The sequence below is a fragment of the Priestia sp. YIM B13486 genome (genome assembly GCF_042787865.1).
Taxonomy (GTDB): domain Bacteria; phylum Bacillota; class Bacilli; order Bacillales; family Bacillaceae_H; genus Priestia; species Priestia megaterium.
Window position 1 is genome coordinate 156,627 of the sequence record NZ_JBHZOZ010000007.1, and the last position, 23,942, is coordinate 180,568.

The following is a 23,942-nucleotide window of genomic DNA, read 5'->3' on the forward strand; positions in this document are numbered from 1 at the left end:
TTATTTTTTATAAAGTGCAGACTCAAACTCATATTCATAGCACGTGTAATACAGCTGGATAATTTCTTCTGCCGTCGGTACAACCGGATGGTTAGCAGGACTTCCGCTTTGAATCGCATCCGCTGCCATTTTCTCAACCGCCGCGTAAAATAGCTGGCGATCAATGCCCCACGATTGAAGATTAGGAATCTCTAAGTCGATACAAAGCTGCTTGATGGCTTCAATTAACACATCTGCTCCCTCTTTTTTTGTATATGATACGTTCGGAAAAAGAGCTTGTCCTATTTCACCTAAACGATCGATTGAAGCCTCTTTTGTATAGTCCAAAACCGCAGGCAGGAGCATCGCATTAGAAATACCGTGCGGCACATGGAATAACGCGCCAATAGGTCTTGACATACCGTGCACTAGAGCAACAGATGAATTTGAAAATGCCATTCCTGCCAGCATAGATGCATAGGCCATTTCGTTTCTTGCTTGAACATTTTCTCCATTTCTATACACAAGACGGATATTTTTCATGATTAACTCAATTGCTTGAAGCGCAAGTGAATCTGTAAAAGGATGTGCTTTTTTAGACAAATACGCTTCCACTGCATGACTGAGTGCATCAATTCCTGTAGCTGCCGTTACGTGTTTCGGACATGATAGCGTTAATAACGGATCAACAATGGCTGTATCAGGCAATAATTGAGGCCTTGCGAGCATCATTTTTACATCATACGCCGTGTCTGTAATAACCGTCGCTTTCGTCACTTCTGAGCCTGTTCCAGCAGTCGTAGGCACGGCAACCAAAGGAAGAGGACTATCTTGAAACTCTTGTTGATTTTGAAAATACGTTCGTAGATGCCCTTCATTTGTCATCATAATGGCAACCGCTTTTCCAGTATCGATACAGCTGCCTCCCCCTAAGGCAATAACCACATCGCACTGCTCCGTTTTACATATAACAAGCGCTTCATCTAGATGAATATCTGTCGGCTCTGAATTTACGCCTGTATACACGGCACAGTCCATGCCAGCCTCTGCTAAGTAACGACGGCAAGTTTCTACATTGCCTGCTTTCACCATAACGTCATCACTTATAAGCAATGCCTTTGTCCCAAGCAGTGCAGCCTGTTCTCCAATTTTAGAAAATGATCCTTCTCCATATAAAACCGTGCGTGGTACAAGTAGTTCATAAATTCCCACTGTTTTTCCCCCTTTGTTATCTCGCTGACAATCTCTCCTTCCGTACTTTCATGCTGACTTATGTAAGCGATTTCATTTATTTGTGCAAAAAACCAACATGAACTTCGTTTTTCTCCCCTATTTATTCTCTTTTTGTATACCCCTTTCCTCTTTCATTCTAAAATTTCATCTTATATTTTTCAATCTTTTTTTGTAACTTTTTAAAAATTACAAAAAAAGCCAGAGGTATTCTCTGACTTTACCATTTAAATAAACTTTTGAACAGTATTATTTCGATTTAATTTATAAATAGACAGCAGGAAAAAAACAAGTGCAAAAGCTAGTAAAATGCTGATATTTAACCATAGGCTGCTTAAATCAGCTCCTTGTTGAACACTTTTTAACGTACTTAATACCCACGTTTGAGGAAGAAAGTCGGCTATTTTCTGCATCACATCCGGCATAAATTCAGGCGGAAAAAAGCAGCCGGACAGTAAACAAGTTGGCGTGATGATAAGCGTCTGAAGACCATTCGCTGCTTTTGAACTTTCTGTAAAAGCGATAATTACAAGAGACAAGCCGATGGCTACTAGACCAAACAAAACTAAAATGAAAAACAGCTGCCATACGGGAATGTTCATATCTACGTGAAAAAGAGTCATAATACAAACAAGTGTAATCATTACTTGCAGAGTTAATAAAATCATATTTGTAATAACATTGGATATCATGTATTGCCTTGCGCTAACTGGCGAAGCTAACAGTCTAAAATACGTTCGCTGCTCTTTTTCTTTTGTGATAAGAGCCGATAAATTCACCGCAGAAAAAAGCATAAACATGATTAAATATCCAATTGTCTGCTTGACAATGTTTTGATCGGTTCCTTTGTCTTTAAGGGCATGCGTCGAGACGTGGAATGGCGCTTTTTGATAATTCTCATACATTTGTTTAAACGCCGCATCGTCGCCTTCAGCAGCTTGATTCAGCGAAGAAATATTGTCAATATATTGATACAAATAAGACTTAATAAAGCTCGTTACTTCTGCTCCTTTTATTGAAGTGATTGTAATATGATCTGGTTTGTTCGCTTTGACGCTGTCAGAAAACCCTTTTTCAAAGGTAATAACCGCATCAACTTTCTTTGACGTAATCTCATGATCCACTTCTTTGTCAGTGAGTATTTTAACATTTGTTTTATGCAGCCCTTTTAAAAACTGAACGGTATCTTTTGTAATATCCGTTGAGTCGTGATTGACAACTCCGATATTCACCGAAGTCCCTCCTGCATTTCCATAAATAAGAACGGACATTAAAACCCCTGCAATAGGCAAACCAATAACAAGCACAAGCGTCCTTTTGTTTCTAAGCAGCATATTTCTTAGCATATTTGTGACAAGCCACATGATATTTTTCATGTTATAACCCCTCTCTTTTTCTCAAAAGCACAATTGCTATGCCCAGGAATAAAATAGAGAAGCCTACGTTCAACCCGATAACTGAAAGAGAAGCGCCGATATCATTTGTATAAATCAATTTAATAAGTCCATTATTCATCCAGGTTAAAGGTGATACATTGACGAATCCCTCTCCAGATTCATTTTGAAAATAGGTTCCTCCCACAATACACGACACTTGAATAACAACCATAATAATTGCTCTTGACGCCGCTTCCGTCTTCGTAAGGTAGCTCACTCCTAACCCAAAGCTAATGGCAAAAAGAATCTGAGATACTAACATTACGAGTACTAAGAGTAAATGATCTCCCCAGTTGGCATCAAAAAAATATTTAGTCGACATAATGACGACTAACACACAAATGGCGTGAACCAAAACAGTACCTAAAATTTTTCCGACAAAAATTTCAGCGGTTTTAACCGGCGCGGCTACTAATCGACTAGCTGTATTTCGCATACGCTCTCCTCTAATTAAATAACTCGCTGAGATAGATCCGTACAAAACAATCATAGTTGTCATTGAAATGGCGTAGTAGTCTATTGAATTTGGCTGTTTTTGAGAATGAAGAGATGTTTCTTGAATATAGTCATGCTTAGACGCACGGAGCAGATTATCCACTTGCTGAGGGTTTACTTTAGCCACTTCCATAGCCACATTGTACTTATCCACAAAAGTGCTTAACATACCTTGGACCATGTTGAATTCAATGCTGTTTTCTTCATTTCCGTAGAGATGAATGTCTCCGTCTTTCATTTCTACATAAGCTGTATAGCGCTGCTCTTTTACTTCTTTTTTTCCATTCTGATCTTTTTTCAGCGCTTTAAAGTGAATGCCCGATTTTTCTGCATGGGCAGCAAACTGCTTAAAAGCAGCAGATTCTTCATTACTTGTGTCGATTTTATAGAGAACATAACTGTCGTCTATCTTCATATCGTTATTAAAGGCTTGAGACAAAGCTGTTCCTAAAATAAGGACAAGAACCAGCGGAAAGAGAATCATAAAGATAAATGCACGCTTATCTCGCAGATCACTTTTCATTTCTTTCAAAGCAATTGCAATAATATTCATTCGTTATTCCTCCTTTCTTTTATAGATCTCTTAAACTGCGCCCTGTCAGCGTGAGAAAGACCGTCTCTAAATTAGGGGCTTGTTCTTTAACTGCTTTAATTTCGATATGATGCGTCATTAAATAATGAATGACTTTGTTCAAGTTATTCACTTCGGCGCTTGAATTAATTTTAATGATTCCATCTTCATACGTAACGGCTGTTACGCCCGGAATTTCTTTTAGACCGCTGCAATCTATATCGTCCGCTTCTTTTACTTCAATCCAAATATCTTTTGTATCAGTGATAATAGCTTTCAGCTGCTCTTTTGTTCCTTCAGCAATAATCTTGCCATGATCAATAATCGCAATTTTTGTACATACCTCTTCTACTTCTTCCATATAGTGACTGGTATAAATGATTGTGCTTCCCATTTCATTTAGCTTTTTTACAGATGTTAAAATATAATTTCGCGACTGAGGATCAATGCCAACCGTCGGTTCATCCATAATGATAAGCTTCGGGCGATGAGCAATTGCGCATGCGATATTTAACCTTCTTTTCATTCCTCCTGAAAAGCTTTTCGGATACGCCTTTTGTTTATCTAAAAGCCCTACAAACGCTAAAGCTTCTTCGACTCGTTCGTTAAGAAGTGACCCTCTTAATCCGTAGAGACCTGCAAAAAACTTCACATTTTCATAGGCTGTCAAATCTTCATAAATCGCTAAGTCCTGCGGAACAATTCCAATGTTCATCTTTGCAAAATTTCGGTGTTTCTTTATATTTTTCCCAAGTACTTCAATATCGCCGCTGTTGCTTTGAAGCAGACTAGCTACCATATGAATCGTTGTGCTTTTTCCTGCTCCGTTTGTTCCTAAAAAGCCGAATATATCTCCTTCTTCTACTTGTAAAGACAAATTATCTACCGCAATAAAATCTCCAAATTTCTTTGTTAATTTTTGAATTGATAATACGTTCATCATTTCACCTCTAGTGTGTTGGTATATCCTTATTTTATGAAAAAAAGGCAAACTTACGTCAGTGCATAAGTTCACCTTTTCTCCATGAGAAATCTCATTATTTATGTATGAAGTTTCTCACCTATCGGCAGCAGTGTGGTAACAGAAAACCCGTTTGCCCCGTCAACGATCACCGTTCCGTTAATGGAAGCAGCTCGCTCTTCCATTCCTGCAATGCCAAGGCCTTTTTGAAACAAGTGAGCCCCTTTTCCATTGTCTTTGACTTCTACTTTAACCATTTTATTTAGTACATGAAGCTCAATGGCAATCATCGTTGCTTCTGCATATTTTAAGGCATTCGTAATAGCTTCCGTTATATTTTCATGGATAATTTTCCACTGAAGAGGGGTGATAAGATCCAAATTACCTTTGTATACAAGAGGCATTGCGATACTATGTTTAGCCTCAAATTCACCAATAAATAATTTAAGCCTGCTGATTCCTATTTGCTCAGCGGGAGGCTTTATACTTTTTAACGTTAACCTGATTTCTTCAATGCCTTCTTTCGAAATTGTAATTGCATTTTGAAGAAGAGACAGCGCTTTTTCTTCATCTTGCTTCATTACATGCTTTGCTGCCTCCATTTGAATAAGCGCTCCTGTCATTGAATGACCAATCTTATCGTGAATTTCCTGCGATAATCGATTTCGCTCTTCTAATTTTGAAGCATATTGAGACTGTCTCACATACTCTTTATTTTCATTCACATGCTTTTGCAGCTTTTGCATACTTACTCTCATTTCATCGAGCTTTTGTTCATAATTGATTGTCCTCTTTTGATAGCGAGCTGCTCCTGTATAAATAAAGAAAGTAAGCGCAGCGACTAACACATACAGCGCGCTAATGTCAGAGGGAACAAGCAGCATTGGAAGCAAAACAATCAGCAGCACCATCCATTTTTTCACGACTGATTCTCCAATAAGCTCACAAAGGTTTAGCGGCAAAAGAAGAAAAAACAAAGGATGAAGTTTATACGCACAATATAGAATAAGGACAATTGAACTAACAATAAACATGCGCTTGAACGCGCTCTTTTTCACAATGGACGCTGCAATATTAACACAGCTGTAAAGAAGCAGTGCTAACACAATAGCTGAAATCGAGTGTACATAATTAAACTGAATGTACGTAATAGCCAAAAACAGTATAAGGATGAGCTTAGTCATCATTAATCCGACTTCCATAGCCCTACTTCCCTTTACCCGTTAAGTAATAAATAGCAATTTGAGTGCGATGCTCAAGTCCCGTTTTACTTAAAATCGAACTAATATAGTTTGCTACGGTACCCTCTGAAATAAAAAGTGTTTTAGAAATTTCTTTATTTGAAAGCCCCTTGGCAATCAGCGTCATAATGCTCGTTTCGCGCTCTGTAAACTGGGTCATATCCGCTTTTGACTCGCGCTCAGTTACAGCGTTTAAACTTGATTTAATCTTATCTAGCACAACATCTTGAAGAACCGTATGTCCGTTGAACACGCTTTTGATTGCGTCTCGAATGCGCTCTGGTTCTGTATTTTTTAACAAGTAGCCTTTAGCTCCGTTTTTTACGGCATCAATTATATATTCATCGTCATCAAACGTAGTTAAAATAAGTGGCTTTGCTTTCGTTGACTCTGAAATAAGCTTTGTAGCCTCTACACCGTCCATAACAGGCATTCTTACATCTAACAATGCAATATCAACGGAATGATTCTTGCAATATTGAACGGCTTCCTGACCATCTTTTAAAGTAGCAACAACGTCGAATTCCTCGTATGTATTTAATATAATTTTCATTCCTTCTCGAATAAATGAATTATCATCTGCAATAATAATAGTAATTTTCATTTCTGTAAGTGAGAAGACCTCACTTTTTTCACATCCTTTTTTCACATCCATCCGGATGCTTCTCATTTATTGTAGCCATAATAAACCAAAAGTTCAATGCGATAGTTCACAGTCTTTCTAAGCACTAAAAAAGAGCAAACCTCCGCAGGTTTACTCTTTTATCTCATTACTTCTGAGCTAACTTAATCACTGTTTCTAAAAGTACGTTTACACCTTTTTCACATTCTTCCCAAGGAGTGAACTCTTCCTCACAATGACTTTTTCCGTTTACGCTCGGTATAAAAATCATAGCCGTCGGAATATAGCTAGCTAAAAACTGTGCGTCATGTCCAGCTCCGCTTACCATTCGCTTGTAGGAATAGCCAAGGGAACGAACCGACTCTTCCACTTCATCGCAAACCGTTTTATCAAACCACACGGTATCGCGACCCCAAAGCTTGGTCACCCGCACTTCGCAGCCTTCTAACAGCTCCGCTTGATCAGGCAGTGATTGAATAATTTTTTCCACAGATGCAATGACATCTTCATCCGTATGTCTCGCTTCAAGCGAAAAAATAACTTTATTTGGAATAACGGTATGAATATTAGGCAGTACGTTCATACGACCCATTGTATAGACTAAATTTGAATCTAATCTGCCGAGCTCATGACGAGCTTCAGCAATTAAATTATTAGTTGCAAAAAGCGCGTCTTTCCGCATGTCCATCGGCGTCGTCCCGGCGTGATCTGACTCCCCGGTAACTTCAATTTCATAGCATACCATTCCGAGCACGCACTCGACTACACCGATTGATTTGGCTTCTCGTTCTAGAATAGGCCCTTGCTCAATATGTAATTCTACAAATGCCGATGCTTCAGTAAGACGGTTACTCGTATCGCCTTCATATCCGCATGATTGAAGGGCTTGCTTAAACGTCACGCCGTCAACATCTGTCTTCTTCATCATAACGTCTTTTTGAAACTTGCCCGATAAAATACCTGAAGCCATCATAGAAGGCTCAAAACGCGCTCCTTCTTCATTCGTAAAGTTAACAATCATAATCGGCACCTTCGGCTTAATATTATGTTCAACCAGCGTCCTTACTAACTCTAACCCTGCAACTACACCGAGGATTCCATCAAACCTTCCGCCTTTTTTTACGCTGTCCATGTGTGAGCCAATCACAACAGGCGGCTTATCTTCTAGTCCTTCAAGCGTGGCGTAAATACATCCAAGGTCATCGATTTTAATATCCATTCCAAGATCCCGGCAGCATGAGCAAAAATAATCTCGTGCTAGGCGATCTTCTTCTGACAGCGCTAGGCGGGTTACACCGTTATTAGGTGTTCGTCCATAATCGGCAAATCGTTCAAGCGTATTTTTTAACCTTTCTCCATTCACTGCTACTTTTTGTCGTTGCAACTCAACCACTCTCCTCATTATTTGGTTATAAAGTGCGTCTAAGATGCTGTGTTAATGAATATCATTCATTATGACATAAAATAGGCGATATCACTTGAAGTCTGTTAGAACCCCTTCCATTATTTTTATAATGAAAGTGCGCAGTTTGCCTTATGTATCTATTAGCTTCAAAACGTAAATTTCCTGCTTTTTTCTATGAATAATGCACGCGTTATTTATGCATTTTTATTATAAAAATAGCGATAGGTTTTTTTCAAAAAAAAGAGAATTAGTTATTATACTAACTCTCCTCTACATACTTACTTTTTATTTGCTTTCTTCGCAATCGCAATCATTGTAGCTAAAACACCGACTGTAATAATCACAATAGCAATTACAGCAGTGGTAATAATAATTCCTGATGTTACTTCTGAAACACCCATTAGTCTACGTTCTCCTTTTGTGCCTGACCTATTTACCTACATCAGCATACTGGTCGGTTTATTCCTATTATATACGAACTTGTAAAGCGACGAAATATGTGACACATAATTGACATACTGTTTATATGTTTTCTTTTAATTCTACGTTTTATTTAAGAAAATACGGGAATAATTCAAACATATATAAGAAATACTCTTTATTTCTTTAAAGAAGTATTGTAATATAAATGTAACAATTGTAATATTAACAGCATGAATGTTACATATATTTCAATGAATGAGTAGGAGGGAAATGGAAATGAAAAAATTTGGAATAATCTTAGCATCACTTGCTCTTTTCTTTTCACTAAGCACAGGAGTTACAGCTCAAGCAGCATCACAAAATCTATCAACGACTAATGCGGTAAAAATTGCAGCAAACGCAAGCAACCATTTCTGGAATGCACTTCATGGATCTAAAGGTAATTTATGTACTCAAAAAACATTTAATTATAAAGGCACTCAGTACTCATATCTTTGTCAAGATTTTAATACAAAAAGCAAACTAGTAAGCTACTTATCTGAAACTTTTACAAACAGTGCTATTCAAAAAGGATTAACAAATTATCGCTACATCACATATAACGGAAAGCTTGCTCGTCCTGTCGGTGACGGATTCAGCATGCTAGAGTGGAACAAAGCAAAAGCAAAACTAACTTATCAACGTGCCGATGTCCGCTCTTATCAATTTACGGTTCCAACAGTTGACGGAGGAAGTGTAAAACGCACCGTTACATTTTATAAATCTGGTTCACAGTGGAAAGTAAATAAGTTTGATGCTGTACTATAAGCAATATAAAAAACAAGGTCTTCTAAGGCCTTGTTTTTTTATGCTCTCTCTTCCGCTCTTTATTAAAGAAGTTTCACTTTATTTTCACCAACTCCCCTTATAGTATGGAGACACACTACTACTTATTCGATACATTGTCATCGGAGGATTTTATATGAACATACTACAAAAAAGAACGGCTTTTATCGTAATGGCTGCTTTTCTTTTAGCATTTGTTTTCAGTATCGTTTCACTATCACACTATAAAGGAGAAGAACATTTATTTTCGATTCAAGAAAGTCATCAGTTAAAAAAGATTACGAATGGTATATCTGCTCCTGATAATAATTCGAGGGATCATCGTCTTCCTTCAGGAAACGGTTCCGCTTCGTCTAGCAATTCCGGAGAACACGTAACGCCTTTTCATAATCTATCTATGGATAACGGTGCCGGAGGTCAAGGAGCTAATAAAGACTATGAAACGCCGCTCGCTCTTTATACGGTGGGCTTTTTTATAGCAGCAGCTTTCGTTTACGGATTATTAAAGAAAAAGAAATGGCATCATTCAATAGGGCATTCCCGCGTTATTTTATGGTCATTACTTGGCACTGGACTATTTATCCGGATTGCGCTGATTCCGTGGGTAGGCTCTCATATGGATGCGTCTCTTTTCAAAAACTGGGCATCGGTTGCGGCTAATCATTTTTCAAATTTCTATGCTAAAAGCGGAAGCGATTATCCGCCGTTTTATATTTATATCTTGTTTATCGTTGGGAAAGTTGGCAGTTTACCGGATTTTCAGCAGTATTTTTCGCTGTTGATTAAAATCCCGCCTATTTTAGCAGATGTCGTCACATCTTATTTACTCTATCGTTTAGCTCGTAAATACTTGGCACCTTCTTTTGCCTATCTGTTAGCAATTGGGTATTTATTTAATCCGGCCATTTTAGTTAATTCAACGTTTTGGGGACAAGTCGATTCATTTTTCACTTTACTTATTGTCCTAGCAATTGTAATGATTACGGAAAAAAGAATTTATGCGTCGGCCGTTATTTTTACAGCAGCGGTCTTAATGAAGCCGCAGGCGATTATTATCCTGCCTATTTTGTTTTTCGAGCTCATCCGCCTAAAGCAAGTGAAACATTTCTTCGGCATTGCTTTAACGGCGGCTTTCACTGCTGCTGTGATTTTATTGCCTTTTTCAGCAGGAAAAAGTCCTACGTGGATTATTGATTTATTCTCATCCACCATTGGAGAGTACCCGTATGCTTCTGTTAACGCCTATAACTTTTTTAGTTTAATAGGCGCAAACTATAAAGACAGCTCTGCAACGATGCTGTTTTTCAGCTATCATACGTGGGGACTTATTTTTATCGTCGCAACAACTGTTTTTTCATGGCTTATTTATATAAAAGGGCGCAGCTTTAAATACGCCGCTCTTGCAGCACTTATTCAAATTTCCGGGGTATTTACGTTTTCTTCAAGCATGCATGAACGCTACTTATTTCCAGCAGCAGCTCTTGCTTTGCTCGCTTATATTTATTTAAAAGACAAAAACTTGCTTTACTTATCCCTTGGATTTAGCATCAGTATTTTTATGAACACTTTTTTTGTTTTATACGGTGACAGCAATATGCAAAACAGTACGTCCTATCCGTTTTCTATGTTTGCTACGTCTATGCTAAACGTTTTGCTTGTTGTTTATTTAGTAAAAGTTGCTTGGAATTTAGTTCAAAAAAGTACGGTTTTAAAAACTGCATAATACAAAAAGCTCAGTGAGTATGACTGATCACTGAGCTTTTTTATATAACAAGCGACATGCCTGGCGCGTCTTCTTCTCTTTCTTGAAACCCTAATTTTTTATAAAAATGATGCTTTCCTTTTGCTGCAAACAGCTGAATCGATTCAATTCCGCTTTCTTCGCATTTCGTCAACAGCTCTTGAATAATTTGCTTTCCAAGCCCTTTGTTTTGGTATGTGGGATCTACCATCACGTCGCAAATAAGCGCTTGGTAAATTCCGTCTGAAATCATACGGCCAAATGCAATTAATTGTTCATGGTCGTAAATACCGACTCTAAACCAGCTGTTGGCTGCGGCTTCAAACAGCTGTTCTTTTGTATAATTGCCTTTTTTACTTTTATGTAATCCGCTCGCTTCATGCAAAGCTGCAAACTGCTCAAATGACGGAACCTCTTTTTTTATTACGTAAGACACGTTCATTCTCCTCTCAATACCGTTGTTTATATATTATATTTATACATCAAACAGAATAATAATTCAACATTTTTATCTAGTTATCTTGTTACCCTTTCTCCAAATAAAAAAACTGCCGAACGGCAGTTTTTTAGGCTTGTACTGATTTTTTTCGTTTTTTAAGATCAATTTCTGCGATTATAAGCAAAATGACTCCAAGAACAATCATGATTTTACTCACCGTTTCTAGCCACTCCGGTGCGCTTCCAGCAAGTAAAAGTGAAAACCCAATGATATAAACTGGGAACCCCGCAAGAGCCCAAGGGGATTTCACCTTCTTTTTCTTCATATGTAGGATCTCCTCCTTCTTTACAGATTCTATATAAACCGTATATGATGAGTTTATCAGAAAAAATTGGAAACAACAAAGGAGACAAACGCATGCATACGTTGCCTCAAACGTTTTGTGATACGATTACTCACCTTCACTCTCATAAAGGTCAAAAGTGGCTAACTGGCTTTCCTCAGCTTATTCGCTACTGTGAAGAGCGCTGGCGTATCAACATTCACAGTCACTTTCCCCTTTCTTACCACTTTGTTGCCCCTGCGCGCAAAGCAGATGGTAGCGAACTAGTTGTAAAACTCTTTGTAGAGCCTTCAGAGCTGCTTCATGAGCAAGAAGCACTGACAGCACTAGCTGGTGAGAACACGGTAAAAATAGTGGACAGCGATGCTGAAAAAGGCATTCTACTGCTTGAAAAGCTATCTCCCGGATGGCCGCTTTCCTCTTTATCAACTAAAGAAGAAGCTGCGTTAATCGCTGCTAGGCTCATGAAATCTCTATGGCGCGTGCCTCACTCGGACTCCACTATCGAAACAGCCGTTAAAAGAGAGAAACAGCTTCGAGAGTATACACAAATGTATCCAAGCGGTATTGATTTTCTTTCTTCTGAAACGCTTCAACACGCACTAGCCGTTTTCTCTGAATTAAACCGCACTTCTCAGCAGCTTTTTTTGCTTCACGGCGACTTGCATCATGATAACATCTTACAGTCTGGTGAGGCGTGGAAAATAATTGATCCAAAAGGGTTAATTGGAGAAAAAGAGTACGAAATTATCCCTTTTCTTTTAAATCACCTGCCTAAGACAAACGTGGCAGAGACAATTGACTATCGAATCAATATATTTGTAAAAGAACTGAACGTAAGTAAAAAACGCATTTTACTGTGGGGATACGCTCATTCTGTACTAGCCACGTGCTGGTTAATAGAGGACCGCCAAGATGCCGCTTCTTTTTTACGTGCTATAGAAGCATTTCAGCACTTATTTGAGTACTATTACGGGCATAAAAAATAAGAGCCGACATTTGGCTCTTATTTTTTGCATTTCTCTGCGACAAGCTCATATGATTTTAATCTGTCAGCCGGATCGTGTGTAATGGTGACAAGCATGAGTTCATCCGCTCCGTAGCGTGCTTGAACTTCTTGAAGACGGACGTGTACTTCTTCCGGGTTTCCGATAATCATAGCTTCTTTCATCTTCTTCATTTTTTTCTCTTCTTCTTCCGTCAGCGGATAGCTGGCCGCTTCTTCAATAGAAGGCACACCTTTTGCTTCCATTTTATCCTGCTGAATTTTCCATACGAGTGAGCTCGTTGCGATGCGATGGGCTTGCTCCGTTGTTTCAGCGCAAATGACCGATACAGTGACAATGGCATAGGGCTGATCACCGGTCCGTCTTGGCTGAAATGCCTGTTTGTACTGATCAATAATAGCTGAACCGTCTTGTTCACTCATAAACTGTCCAAACGTATAGGCCATTCCGTTTCTAGCGGCGAGCTCGGCACTTTTCTTACTTGTGCCAAGCAGCCAAGGTTCCGGAGAGATAGGAGGCAGCGGCGAAGCTGAAAGCTTTGCGTATTCATGTTCAGCCGGAAATTTATCGTCTAAAAACTGCAGAAGCTCTTCAACAAGTTCAGGCATTTTAAATACTTGCTGTAAAAAATTATCCGACAGCGCATTTGTTGCTTCAGCCGATCCACCCGGCGCGCGCCCAATCCCTAAATCAACGCGCCCTGGAAACAGCGTTGCGAGCATGTTATACGTTTCAGCTACTTTATACGGCTTGTAGTGAGGCAGCAGCACCGCTCCCGATCCAATTCGAATTCTATTAGTCTGTGCGCCGATATAGCCAAGCATCACTTCAGGAGCCGAACAGGCAAGTCCAGACAAATCATGATGCTCTGCAATCCAGTAGCGTTCATAGCCAAGCTTGTCACCCGCTTTAGCTAGCTGCATTGATGCTTCTAACGCTTCCGCTGGGGTCTGATGGGATGAAACGGGCGATTGGTCAAGTATACTTACTTTCATCACGCATCTGCTCCTTATTCGTTCACTTCAATTAAACTTAATGAAAAATCCCCTACCTGGCCTTTTTCATATAAATTGGTAAAAGACGTAGAGTACTGGTGAATCGTTCCTTGGAAATCGAGATCTTCTTCCGGGACATTTACATGAAAAGTACCTTTATATAAAAGTGTAGTAATATCATGATATTCCTCACTTGTTACTTTAAAATCAACTGAAACTTTTGTTTTGCCTTTTACAATCTCTTGTTCATAGCTGTAAATTTGAATAGGCGTATCATTTAATACAATTTCTTGTACCACGTTAAATCGTCTCCTTTTTTAGTGCGTATGAAAAATAATAGCACTTGAAGAAGTCATGAGCAAATAAAAGAGCTTGTTTTTGTTCATGCAAAAAAAAGCATGGCTTTTTGCCATGCTTGTAGTCCAAAAACGATCTTATACGCGCTTTGTACGCGTGCGTTTGAATACGAAATAAAGAACAATAATAACAAATGCCGCAACCACAAACGGAAGCGTATATTTGCTTGCTACGTCTTCAATGTTCGCCCAGTTCTCCCCTAGCTTTCCGCCTAAGTAAATAAATAAAATCGACCAAGGAATCATCGCTAACACGGTTAAAGACGTAAACTTCCAAAACGGCATTTTAGCAATACCTGCAGGGATCGAAATTGCATGTCGAACAACCGGGACAAAACGAGCGGAGAAAACAACGCCCGCGCCGTATTTATTAAACCAGTTTTCCGCAAGATCAATATGCTTATCATGAATGAATAAGTACTTGCCGTATTTTTGAAGAAACGGACGTCCTCCGTAGGCTCCAATCCAATATAAAAACCACTGTGCAATCGTTCCGCCAATAATTCCGGCAATGACTGCTCCAGGAAAACTAATCATGCCTTGAGAAATCATATACCCCCCGTAGGCTAGTACAATTTCACTTGGAATGATTTCAATCATTAAGCCGAGCGCAATACCTAAATAGCCAAGGCTCGTTAAAAAATCCAAAATACTCGCAACAAATGAACTCACCTTTAATCACCTTACTCATTCTTTAATAATTTTACACTACTACCATATTCCAACCATCAGTATAAAAGGAAACTATGAACTCACTATGAACAGCTTACTTCCCTGTTGACTGCCGGTACCTTTTCCGCAGCTCATGCGTATGCAGATCCGCTAGGCGGACCGGAATCGGAAGCTTACTTTCTTTTGAAATAAAATGCATCATAAACTGATACGACATGTCCAAATCAATATAGTTTCCGCACGACAGAAAAATAGGCTTTACCCCTTTGGCTGTCCTTACTACTCTACCATAAACTTCATCATCAATCACAATATCTTCATAAGCGCCTGCTGTATCTTCAGGCATAACGTAATCATGTCCCTTGATTTTCAAATAGCTTTTCCCAATTCCAACGGTAGGTTTATTGAGAAAAAACGAAGCATGTGTGGCTACTCCCATGTGCTCGTAGTGCAAATATCCGTTGCCATCAAATAAAAACACGTCGGGCTCTATTTGAAGTTTTTTAGCCGCTTCAAGAATTAAAGGAAGCTCTCGAAAAGCTAGGAATCCAGGAAGATAAGGAACGGTTACTTCTCCTACACTGTGCACTTTTTCTACAACGTTTTTCGTCTGATAATCAACCACTACAATGCTGCAAGCTCCGTAAGATATGCCGTTTTCTTCCCAATACGCAACATCAACACCAGCACAGTTATGTATATGCGTCATTTTGACGCCTGATGTTAAATCAATTTGTGCTTTTAGCTTTTGCTGAAGCGTCCGGCACTCCTCTTTCGTTTGCATCGTAAACGTATGTATGTACTGAATATCCATGTTCCATTCCTTTCATTGACTGACTCACCTATTATACAACTATTTTCTAAGAAATTCCTATTCTTTTTTTCACACCTTTTATTATAGCGCTGTTTCCTTAACGTTTGATTAAAATCCCTATTCGTTTACGCATTTTTTGTAAACATCGCCATGAAAAAATCCCTAGTTTTCTTTACGAAATGTCAACGCTTTCTACACACTTTCTCTATATCAGCATCACATTTTTTCGTTATGCTGTTTCTATACCAACGCATAGGAGGGAAACGTGATGAAAAAATATTTAGCTGGGCTAAGTGCAGTCGCCTTGTTATGCTGTTCGATTGCTTCTTCTGCTTTTGCACGCACGGAAGAAAAACTCACAAATATCGCGCACCGAGGAGCCTCCGCTTACGCACCTGAAAATACAATGGCTGCTTTTCACCAAGCCCTAGAAATGAATGCGGATTACATTGAACTTGACGTGCAGCAAAGCAAAGACGGTGTACTCGTTATTATGCATGACCGTACCGTAGACCGAACGACAAACGGAAGCGGACACATTCGAGAGTTAACGTACGCGGAGCTTCAGCGCTTGGATGCAGGAAGCTGGAAAGACAATTCATTTGCGAATGAAAAAATTCCAACTCTTTCACGAGTGTTAGATGAATTTCAAGGAAAAATCGGTATATTAATAGAGTTAAAAGCCCCGGAACTTTATCCTGGAATTGAAAAAAAAGTAGCTTTTGAAATCAACAAGCGAAAGCTCGATCACGTTATCATTCAGTCTTTTAACGTTTCATCCATGAAAAAGATGCATGAGCTTCTCCCAAACGTTCCTATAGGCATACTAACTTCTTCAGAGCGAGATACAAACCCAAACTCAATCCGGCAATTTGCTGACTTTGCCACTTACTTTAACCCTTCCTATGACATCCTAACGCCTGCTCTCATCCACCAAGTCCATTCTGCCGGAATGAAAATATCGCCGTGGTCTGGAACCAAGCGGCTTCCCGCTTCATTTTTGTGGAAAACAAAAAGTGACGGAGTGATTACGAATTATCCGGATGAAGTGAATTGGGTGCAAACATCAGCAAAAATAGGGAAGACCATTCACGCAAGCTCCGCGAGTCACACTGCCCGCTTAGTTGGCCTGAAAAGATAATAGCAGCTTTCTTTAATAAAGAGCTCTTATAACCCTTCTCTTCTGTATAACTCTGACTTTCGATTATCCAAATAGTTCAAAATTCCCTTTGAACTTGCCGAAGATGATAGGTCTATGTCAACAATCGCAAGGTCCTCATTATTAAGAGATTTAAACACACAGTGCCCATTAGGATTAATAACTTCACTTTCACCAAAATAGACATAGTCGTCTTCTAATCCAACTTTATTAGCAGCTGCAATAAAAATATGATTTTCTAAAGCTCTTGACCTCAAATAAATGTGCTGATGATGCTCGTAAGGAATCATGTTCGCACAAAGCACAAAGACAACTTCAGCTCCTTTTAACGCCAGAATTCGCGCCACTTCAGGGAATTCCATATCATATGTAATCATTACTCCAAACTTTCCTTGAGGTGTATCAAAGACTGGTATACTATCTCCAGAAGTAAAATATGAATGTTCATGATCAAAAAGGTGAATTTTACGATAAGTTCCTACTATCTCACCTTCCTTATTAATAAATACAGCGGAATTATATATTTTAAAGTGATGCCTTTCTGGAAAACCAAGAATAACTCCTATTTGTAATTCTTTCGCATACTTTTTTACTTTCGTGATTAATTCTCCTTCTACTGATTCAGCTAATTCCTCCACATGTTCATTTAACAAAAAACCAGTCAAAAATAATTCAGGGAATAACACAAAATCCGCACCTTGATTTTTAGCCGCTTCCATCGTTCCAAAAACTCTCTTTAAATTTTTATTTTTATCATGCAAATTGCTTCTAAGCTGGGCTAATGCAATTTTTAATAGACGCATCCCTTCACCTCTTTAAAAACCTTCTTTTTTGTATACTTTTAATTTTTTTGAAATAGTAGACTGGTCAACCTGCAATACTTCTGCTACTTTGTAAGTACTTTTGTATTCACCGTAAGCTTTTAAGATTAATTCCTTTTCTACTTGTCTTTTAGCTTCTTTCAAAGATATTGGTGCTTTAGGAGAAAATGACCAAACGTTTTCACGTATACTTTTTTCTTCTAGCACTTCTTTTTCAGTCATATTTGTTACGACAATTCTTTCTATCGTGTTTTCCAATTCCCTTATGTTTCCTGGCCATTTATATTGGATAAGCTCTTGTTTTACTTCATCATTAATTTCTTTTCGAAGATGATATTTTGTATTATATTTAAACAGAAAATGATCAATTAAGATATGTATGTCCTTTTCTCGCTCTCTAAGAGGCGGTATAGTGAGCGGTACGACATTAAGCCTATAGAACAAATCTTCACGAAATAATTTTTTCTCAACAAGCTCCTGTAGATTTTTATTTGTTGCAGCAATTACTCGTACATCTACTTTCTTTTCCTCTGTACTTCCTACTTTTCGCACCGCGTTTTCTTGCAAAACACCTAGCAGTTTTGCTTGTAGGTTTAAAGGAAATTCCGCAATTTCATCTAGAAAAATTGTTCCCTTATGAGCAGCTTCAAATAAGCCGACCTTTCCTCCTTTTTTTCCGCCTGTAAAAGTTCCTTCTTCATACCCAAATAGCTCTGATTCAATCAAACTTTCTGGAATAGCACCACAATTAACAGAAATAAAAGGCTGCGTTGAACGTGTACTAGTACTATGAATAAATTTAGCAATTTGACTTTTTCCCACTCCCGATTCACCTAGTAGAAGAACAGTGGAGCCTACATGAGCAATTGTTTTTATAATTTTACTAATTCTTTTCATAGCAGATGATTCCATAATTAACTCATCGGTTTTATGCTGATCTTCATTGGAATAAGGATTAAACATACTTTGAGATATATTCGCTAATGTCACGATTTGATTTATGTAAGCGTTCGCTTGGACAAGGTGAAGAGTAAACAGATAGGTTCTTCCTTCATAGGTGCTTAATAACTGAGTAGAGTCACTTGGAGCAGCAGTAAAGACCTTTTTCCACTGAACTTCTTCAAGTAACATATTTTTTTGAAACAACGATAAGTGACTGGTTTGTTTATTATTGATAGATACGGTATCAATGCGGCCTTCATGATTTGTGACGACTACTATTGATTCACAGGTATCTATTAAAGAATTATTCACTATGCATTCCCTCCTTTCTATTGTTCCTAATGAAAAATTGCATCATTGATGATAAAAATCATCATCTTAGCTTTTTAAATAACTAGATACAAAAAATATGATTTATTCTCTTTTTATCCCTATTAGTATAATGAAAAAATTCATCTTTTTAAAGCTCAAAAATCAGAATTAACTGAAAAAAATACGTTGGCACACTTCTTGCTTGTATTTATAGTGAAAACGATTATAAGGAGGTATTTTACAGTGAATATTACAATTGCTCAGTTTTGTCCTGTACTAGGCAATAAAAAAGAAAACATTCGGAAAATAAATGAATGTATCAAGCAAGCTGCAAGCGAAGAGGCTGACCTTATTGTCTTTCCGGAACTTTGTTTAACAGGTTATTTTATTTGGGATGATATTGAGGAGCTAGCTGAATCCGTCAGTGGTGACAGCTTACAGCTTTTCCAACAAAGCTGCAGCGATCACAGCATCCACGCCGTTATATCTTTTCCTGAAGTAACAGCTAACGGGCATTATCATATTACATCCGCTCTTATAGATGATACCGGAACTGTGATTGGTACGTATCAAAAAACACATCTTTTTGACAGGGAAGCTGAAATCTTTCACCCAGGCAACACTTTACCTGTTTTCAAAACCAAATTCGGAACCATTGGATTAATGATTTGCTATGACCTTGAATTCCCTGAAGTGGCCCGAACTTTAAAAATAAAAGGAGCGGATTTACTCATCATCCCGCTTGCTAACATGAGCCCTTACGAAGACTATCAAATAACCTATTTAAAAAGCCGTGCTATGGAAAATGAGCTTCCGATTGCTCTATGCAACCGAATCGGCAATGAAGAAGATACATTCTTTTTTGGACACAGTTCAGTGGTGAACAGTAAAGGAGAAGTTCTTTTAAAAATGGGTAGCAAGGAACAAATCTCAACAGTAGCTATTTCTTTAGAGGAATCAAAAGATCAGAAGCTTAATTACCTTATGCACAGAAGATCGGGTTTGTACAAATAGACATAAGAAGATTAAAAACAATTTTTAAGGGAGGCACAAAGATGGAAACAAAAAGAAATCAAGCAGTTCCAACTTTGAAGTTGTCACATATTGTTTTGTTTGGACTTGCTTATATGACTCCAATGATTGTATTTGGTATTTATGGCTTGTTGGCTGAAACCACTCATGGACTAGTTTCCACTGCTTACATAGTGGCTTTAGCTGCTATGCTATTTACGGCTTATAGCTACGGTAAAATGACTAAAGCTTTTCCTATTGCAGGGTCTGCTTATACGTATACAAGAAAATCCATAAATCCATATGTCGGATTTATGATTGGATGGGCTGTTTTACTAGACTATCTGTTTCTTCCTATGGTTATTTGGCTGATAGGAGCTGTTTATTTACATACAGCTTTCCCTAACATTCCTCTTTGGACATTTGTACTAGCCTTTATTTTTATTACAACTGTTATCAACATGATTGGCTTAAAAGCAGCGGCGAGCGTCAATACATTAATGATGATTTTTCAATTGCTCGTAGTCGGTATTTTTATTTCACTAAGCATTATATACCTTATAAAAGGCTCATCACCTTTTGCACTCTTTAGCTTTAACCCATTCTTGAACGAGCATTTTTCCTTTTCGTTTGTAGCCGCTGGCGCTTCCATTGCTTGTTATTCTTTTTTAGGATTTGATGCTGTTACAACTCTATCTGAAGAAACCATTAATCCTGAAAAAACCATGCCAAGAGCTATCTTTCTTATTACATTAATTGGAGGCACCATTTTTATTGGAGCTTCTTATTTTCTACAGCTTGTTCATCCTGACTATACATCTTTTAAAAATATTGATTCAGCAGCATTTGAAATTGCCGTACAGATCGGCGGCAATTTATTTAGCTCTATTTTTCTAGCTGGATTAATTATTGCTCAATTCGCATCTGGCTTATCTGCTCAAACAAGCGGAGCCCGTTTATTATTTGCAATGGGAAGGGACGGCGTACTTCCTGCTAAAATATTTGGTTATCTTCATCGAAAGTCGAAAACACCCCTATTGAATATTTTACTCATAGGAGGCATTTCATTACTGGCCGTTAAGCTTGATGTAAGTACATCTACTTCTTTTATTAACTTTGGAGCATTTTTAACATTTATTTTTGTAAATCTTTCGGTCATTTTTCACTATTACTTCACGTTAAAAAATGAAAGAAAAAATCGTTTTCTTCTTTACTTTCTTATACCAGCTATCGGAGCAGCCCTTGATTTCTATCTCTTTATTAATCTAGATAAACACGCCTTAGTGCTAGGAAGCATCTGGACTGCCATAGGACTTGTGTACTTAACCTTTCTTACAAAAGGATTTAAGCTTTCTCCTCCAGAAATGGACTTCGATGAAGAGGAAATAATGAAATCTTCCTCTCTTGTACATCAAAAAGCTGCCGAAAAGACATTGTAACTTTTTAAAAAAAGGGATGCTATTTACAGCATCTCTTTCTCATGTCAGTCTTGAATACTCGAATTTCTTCCTCCACTAAAAATATCTTCATCTCTTTCATTTAATACTGCCTTCACTTTATCTCTTTCAAAAATCACCATATATTCATATGGTAAAGCTAAGACTTGAATAAAGGATGGACGAATCTTTAATAATTGATAGACATAAAAAGCCTCAAGCTCTTCTGTATCATCTTCTTCATGTACCGGCCCTATGTACCAGCCAGAATCTCCTCGTTCAGCTCCGCCGCTTCTTTGTAAGTAAATACTATCTACTTCTAGTATATTTTTAGCTATCACGACTTTATCTCTGAAGCTTACATCTTTACCGTTTTTCATGTTTAACTTGCGCAAAAAGTGAACTTGTTCCAACTGCACCCATAGAGCAAGCGTTAAATCTTCTGTATAATCCTCAAAGGGATTCCCTGAATAGTCCGGTGAAAGAATGTAATACTCTTCACCCTTTACAGAAACAATAAAGTTCGACCACCCTATTTGTATCGAAAAGCCGTCAGTCCATTTTTCTTTTTCTATCGTTTCAAAGATACGAAATAGGCTCTCAACCTGCATTTTTAATTCATGTTCTGCTTGAACTACGACTACTTTATCTCCTATATTTTTAATGAATTTTTTCAATTATTCTTCCCTTTCTTTTTTCACTAATTTTGTTACCAAATATATTGCGTTTGGACAGTACGTAAGGTTTCTTTCTATAGCTTATACCCATAAAAATACTTTTGTCCTTTTTCCCAGTTTTTAATGGAAAGATTATTAATATACTCCATCACTTTTTTATAATGGCTTGCATTCATAATTATGTGGTAATCTCCAGGTACTTTTTCACCAGTCAAAATGGATAATAAAGATGGAATCAACTCCATTTTTAATGGTTCTTCGTTATGTGCTGCAATCATCGCTCTTTGGACTAATTTTTTTGCTAAGTCTCCGGGAAAAGCTAAATTTTGTTGAAAGTAATAACTTTCTGTATCATTCTCATTGTAATACTCAACATAATAGTCTCCTATTCCCTCGACAGTCGCCTCTTCTCCGATTTTTGCTTCATAGTCAAGGAAAAAATCAAGCGAATCCTTTATGATAATAGCCGTATCGTCAATTTCATTCCAGTCTTCAAGTAAAGCCAATAAATACGGAACTACTTCAAGAGAAAATGATGTTGTCGCTGCGGATGCAAACGTATCAATCGTTTCTTCAGTACCTTCACTAAGAAATCGCAGGTTGTTTGAATCTCTTAAGTCGTCATGTGTTGCGATAGCGAAAAAGACCCTTATACACAAATTCAAAACTGCTTCATCTTTAGTCCCGTTCATCAATTGAATTAATAGCGGCTTTTGAGTAAAATCCCCTATTTTATATAACTCTATTAAATTAAATAAAATGTCCCTTTCTGTATGGCTTTTCAATAGATGTTCTTTTATTTCAGCTTGAGATAAAGTGGTTTTTTCACCAAAGCATATACTATTCATAAGGTTTCTTGAGCCTACCATCATTACACCTGCTTTCGCTAAGTAAATTATCTATTTCAACTTTCCCTTTAAATATTCAGCAATTTCTATTTGTCCTCGTTCAATCGCAAATGCGTAAGCATCCATCTCTTTCATATTTTCACCAGAGTATGTAATCGATATATTGATATGATTCTCAACTAACAGTTTAACCATCTCAAAATGACCGTTATATATGGCAGCAAACAGCGGATTTCTATCTGGTTCACTGATATCAAGTTCAATATTATGGTTAATAAGATACTTAGCAATATCTATATGTCCTTTTGCAGCCGCTCTTTCTAAGGAATTGGTAGAAAAAGTTCCTCCTTGTGCACTAACATCTATTCCAGCACGAATAAGGTATTGTACGATTTCTAAATGACCATGAGCTGTCGCTACATGTAGCCATGTGCCAAAAGGTGTAATCCATGTTAACATTTCTGGATTTTTCTCCAATAAGTCTCTTACCTTATTTAAGTGACCACCTTTTATAGCGTCTCTAATAGCTTTTGTCATTTGAGTTATTTCCATTTTTCGTTTTCCCTCTACTTTCTACCTTGTAGAATTCTCTCCAAAATATATCGTCTCTCTGCTTGGTGTAATGCGCTGTAGTGTCGGGAGCTTATTGTCTATAGCAAGACTCGATTCGTTGCTTCTTCATATACTCCTACTAGTCTTCAATACTATAATTTTGTTTGATTTTATGTAAAAGAGCCATCACTTTTTCTTTATCATGGGCATGATCTTCAATATATACGCGGCAGATTTTGTGCAAGTAAGTTAAAAACGTTTCATAATCGACAATAACACTTTTGTCAGTGTCACCCGTACCGTCTAGAAATTCAATACCGTTTTCAACATGGTCCTCTTCCCACGGCTCTAAGTCGCCTGAAAATGTACAAATGTGGTACTCATTTCCATAACCAGTTTCCTCTAAAAAATAGTGTAAGACTTTTAAAAATTTTTGATCTGATAAAGCGCTATAAAAACTTATCATGGGAGACAACGTACAATCTATATCATGAAATAATTCTACGATCTTCTTCATTCGTATCCCCTTTTTATAATTAATTGAATCAACGTTTACTATTTGACCGTAATCACTACGCAAACGCTAGGGTCATCTCTTGAACCTCTATAATCTAAACACACAAAATCTC

At 37.8% G+C, this 23,942-nt stretch carries 26 protein-coding genes; 6 read left to right on the plus strand and 20 right to left on the minus strand.

All coding sequences use genetic code 11. The annotated features are described in order from the left end of the window. The 8 genes from ACFX4G_RS19005 to ACFX4G_RS19040 form a co-directional block, all read right to left on the minus strand. Nucleotides 1-1,191 (minus strand): iron-containing alcohol dehydrogenase, encoded by a 1,191-nt coding sequence (locus tag ACFX4G_RS19005; protein ID WP_162214363.1) that lies wholly within the window; start codon nucleotides 1,189-1,191, stop codon nucleotides 1-3. Between the two features lie 245 nt (nucleotides 1,192-1,436). Beyond that, complete coding sequence (locus ACFX4G_RS19010) at nucleotides 1,437-2,585, minus strand: ABC transporter permease (protein ID WP_377576158.1); 1,149 nt, start codon at nucleotides 2,583-2,585, stop codon at nucleotides 1,437-1,439. Nucleotide 2,586: 1 nt separating this feature from the next. Continuing rightward, nucleotides 2,587-3,693: an ABC transporter permease gene (locus ACFX4G_RS19015; protein ID WP_377576161.1), complete on the minus strand. Its 1,107-nt coding sequence runs from the start codon at nucleotides 3,691-3,693 to the stop codon at nucleotides 2,587-2,589. Nucleotides 3,694-3,712: 19 nt separating this feature from the next. Then, nucleotides 3,713-4,651, minus strand: coding sequence for an ABC transporter ATP-binding protein (locus ACFX4G_RS19020; RefSeq protein WP_043982960.1), 939 nt, complete (start codon nucleotides 4,649-4,651; stop codon nucleotides 3,713-3,715). 101 nt (nucleotides 4,652-4,752) lie between these two features. Further along, nucleotides 4,753-5,874 carry a sensor histidine kinase gene (locus ACFX4G_RS19025; protein WP_162214366.1) on the minus strand — a complete coding sequence of 374 codons (1,122 nt, stop codon included), beginning with the start codon at nucleotides 5,872-5,874 and terminating at the stop codon, nucleotides 4,753-4,755. Between the two features lie 4 nt (nucleotides 5,875-5,878). Continuing rightward, nucleotides 5,879-6,517 carry a response regulator gene (locus ACFX4G_RS19030; RefSeq protein ID WP_340447600.1) on the minus strand — a complete coding sequence of 213 codons (639 nt, stop codon included), beginning with the start codon at nucleotides 6,515-6,517 and terminating at the stop codon, nucleotides 5,879-5,881. Between the two features lie 166 nt (nucleotides 6,518-6,683). After that, nucleotides 6,684-7,919: a Zn-dependent hydrolase gene (locus tag ACFX4G_RS19035; protein ID WP_097823228.1), complete on the minus strand. Its 1,236-nt coding sequence runs from the start codon at nucleotides 7,917-7,919 to the stop codon at nucleotides 6,684-6,686. Between the two features lie 299 nt (nucleotides 7,920-8,218). Continuing rightward, entirely contained in the window at nucleotides 8,219-8,341 is a 123-nt protein-coding gene (locus ACFX4G_RS19040; RefSeq protein ID WP_013057357.1) for a hypothetical protein, read from the minus strand. 292 nt (nucleotides 8,342-8,633) lie between these two features. Here ACFX4G_RS19040 and ACFX4G_RS19045 point away from each other — a divergent pair, with 292 nt between their 5' ends. Together ACFX4G_RS19045 and ACFX4G_RS19050 are read left to right on the plus strand one after the other, a co-directional pair. After that, on the plus strand, nucleotides 8,634-9,170 hold the full coding sequence (locus ACFX4G_RS19045; RefSeq protein WP_014459798.1) for an IseA DL-endopeptidase inhibitor family protein: 537 nt from the start codon (nucleotides 8,634-8,636) through the stop codon (nucleotides 9,168-9,170). A gap of 154 nt (nucleotides 9,171-9,324) precedes the next feature. After that, a complete protein-coding gene (locus ACFX4G_RS19050; protein ID WP_377576166.1) occupies nucleotides 9,325-10,911 on the plus strand; it encodes an MptA/MptB family glycosyltransferase in 1,587 nt (528 codons plus the stop codon). Between the two features lie 40 nt (nucleotides 10,912-10,951). On the opposite strand, the gene ACFX4G_RS19055 is transcribed toward ACFX4G_RS19050, so the two are convergent. Both ACFX4G_RS19055 and ACFX4G_RS19060 read right to left on the minus strand, forming a co-directional pair. Continuing rightward, nucleotides 10,952-11,365 (minus strand): GNAT family N-acetyltransferase, encoded by a 414-nt coding sequence (locus ACFX4G_RS19055; RefSeq protein WP_043982969.1) that lies wholly within the window; start codon nucleotides 11,363-11,365, stop codon nucleotides 10,952-10,954. Between the two features lie 130 nt (nucleotides 11,366-11,495). Beyond that, nucleotides 11,496-11,693, minus strand: a complete 198-nt coding sequence (locus ACFX4G_RS19060) for a hypothetical protein (protein ID WP_377576169.1) — start codon at nucleotides 11,691-11,693, stop codon at nucleotides 11,496-11,498. 92 nt (nucleotides 11,694-11,785) lie between these two features. On the opposite strand from ACFX4G_RS19060, the gene ACFX4G_RS19065 reads away from it, so the two are divergent. Then, on the plus strand, nucleotides 11,786-12,700 hold the full coding sequence (locus ACFX4G_RS19065; protein ID WP_377576172.1) for an aminoglycoside phosphotransferase family protein: 915 nt from the start codon (nucleotides 11,786-11,788) through the stop codon (nucleotides 12,698-12,700). Nucleotides 12,701-12,717: 17 nt separating this feature from the next. On the opposite strand, the gene ACFX4G_RS19070 is transcribed toward ACFX4G_RS19065, so the two are convergent. The 4 genes from ACFX4G_RS19070 to ACFX4G_RS19085 form a co-directional block, all read right to left on the minus strand. Next, nucleotides 12,718-13,713 (minus strand): LLM class flavin-dependent oxidoreductase, encoded by a 996-nt coding sequence (locus ACFX4G_RS19070; RefSeq protein WP_377576175.1) that lies wholly within the window; start codon nucleotides 13,711-13,713, stop codon nucleotides 12,718-12,720. A gap of 14 nt (nucleotides 13,714-13,727) precedes the next feature. Further along, nucleotides 13,728-14,012, minus strand: coding sequence for a DUF3219 family protein (locus tag ACFX4G_RS19075; protein WP_014459792.1), 285 nt, complete (start codon nucleotides 14,010-14,012; stop codon nucleotides 13,728-13,730). 135 nt (nucleotides 14,013-14,147) lie between these two features. Further along, on the minus strand, nucleotides 14,148-14,741 hold the full coding sequence (uptA, locus tag ACFX4G_RS19080; protein WP_013057365.1) for an undecaprenyl phosphate transporter UptA: 594 nt from the start codon (nucleotides 14,739-14,741) through the stop codon (nucleotides 14,148-14,150). Between the two features lie 94 nt (nucleotides 14,742-14,835). After that, entirely contained in the window at nucleotides 14,836-15,555 is a 720-nt protein-coding gene (locus ACFX4G_RS19085; protein ID WP_377576178.1) for an endonuclease V, read from the minus strand. 268 nt (nucleotides 15,556-15,823) lie between these two features. Between ACFX4G_RS19085 and ACFX4G_RS19090 the strand changes: the two genes are divergently transcribed. Next, a complete protein-coding gene (locus tag ACFX4G_RS19090) occupies nucleotides 15,824-16,696 on the plus strand; it encodes a glycerophosphodiester phosphodiesterase (protein WP_377576181.1) in 873 nt (290 codons plus the stop codon). A 26-nt stretch (nucleotides 16,697-16,722) separates the two neighbouring features. Here ACFX4G_RS19090 and ACFX4G_RS19095 read toward each other — a convergent pair whose 3' ends face one another. After that, nucleotides 16,723-17,517: a carbon-nitrogen hydrolase family protein gene (locus ACFX4G_RS19095; RefSeq protein WP_377576184.1), complete on the minus strand. Its 795-nt coding sequence runs from the start codon at nucleotides 17,515-17,517 to the stop codon at nucleotides 16,723-16,725. A 12-nt stretch (nucleotides 17,518-17,529) separates the two neighbouring features. Further along, nucleotides 17,530-18,789, minus strand: coding sequence for a sigma-54 interaction domain-containing protein (locus ACFX4G_RS19100; RefSeq protein WP_328244971.1), 1,260 nt, complete (start codon nucleotides 18,787-18,789; stop codon nucleotides 17,530-17,532). Nucleotides 18,790-19,032: 243 nt separating this feature from the next. Here ACFX4G_RS19100 and ACFX4G_RS19105 point away from each other — a divergent pair, with 243 nt between their 5' ends. Both ACFX4G_RS19105 and ACFX4G_RS19110 read left to right on the plus strand, forming a co-directional pair. After that, a complete protein-coding gene (locus tag ACFX4G_RS19105) occupies nucleotides 19,033-19,803 on the plus strand; it encodes a carbon-nitrogen hydrolase family protein (RefSeq protein ID WP_377576188.1) in 771 nt (256 codons plus the stop codon). 41 nt (nucleotides 19,804-19,844) lie between these two features. Further along, nucleotides 19,845-21,239, plus strand: a complete 1,395-nt coding sequence (locus ACFX4G_RS19110) for an APC family permease (protein ID WP_377576191.1) — start codon at nucleotides 19,845-19,847, stop codon at nucleotides 21,237-21,239. A gap of 44 nt (nucleotides 21,240-21,283) precedes the next feature. On the opposite strand, the gene ACFX4G_RS19115 is transcribed toward ACFX4G_RS19110, so the two are convergent. The 4 genes from ACFX4G_RS19115 to cdiI form a co-directional block, all read right to left on the minus strand. Further along, nucleotides 21,284-21,913 carry an immunity protein Imm33 domain-containing protein gene (locus tag ACFX4G_RS19115; RefSeq protein ID WP_377576194.1) on the minus strand — a complete coding sequence of 210 codons (630 nt, stop codon included), beginning with the start codon at nucleotides 21,911-21,913 and terminating at the stop codon, nucleotides 21,284-21,286. Between the two features lie 74 nt (nucleotides 21,914-21,987). Beyond that, nucleotides 21,988-22,782: an Imm47 family immunity protein gene (gene imm47 / locus ACFX4G_RS19120; RefSeq protein WP_377576197.1), complete on the minus strand. Its 795-nt coding sequence runs from the start codon at nucleotides 22,780-22,782 to the stop codon at nucleotides 21,988-21,990. Between the two features lie 30 nt (nucleotides 22,783-22,812). Further along, nucleotides 22,813-23,313: an ankyrin repeat domain-containing protein gene (locus ACFX4G_RS19125; RefSeq protein WP_377576200.1), complete on the minus strand. Its 501-nt coding sequence runs from the start codon at nucleotides 23,311-23,313 to the stop codon at nucleotides 22,813-22,815. A 139-nt stretch (nucleotides 23,314-23,452) separates the two neighbouring features. Continuing rightward, entirely contained in the window at nucleotides 23,453-23,830 is a 378-nt protein-coding gene (cdiI, locus tag ACFX4G_RS19130; RefSeq protein ID WP_377576203.1) for a ribonuclease toxin immunity protein CdiI, read from the minus strand. Nucleotides 23,831-23,942 lie beyond the last annotated feature (112 nt).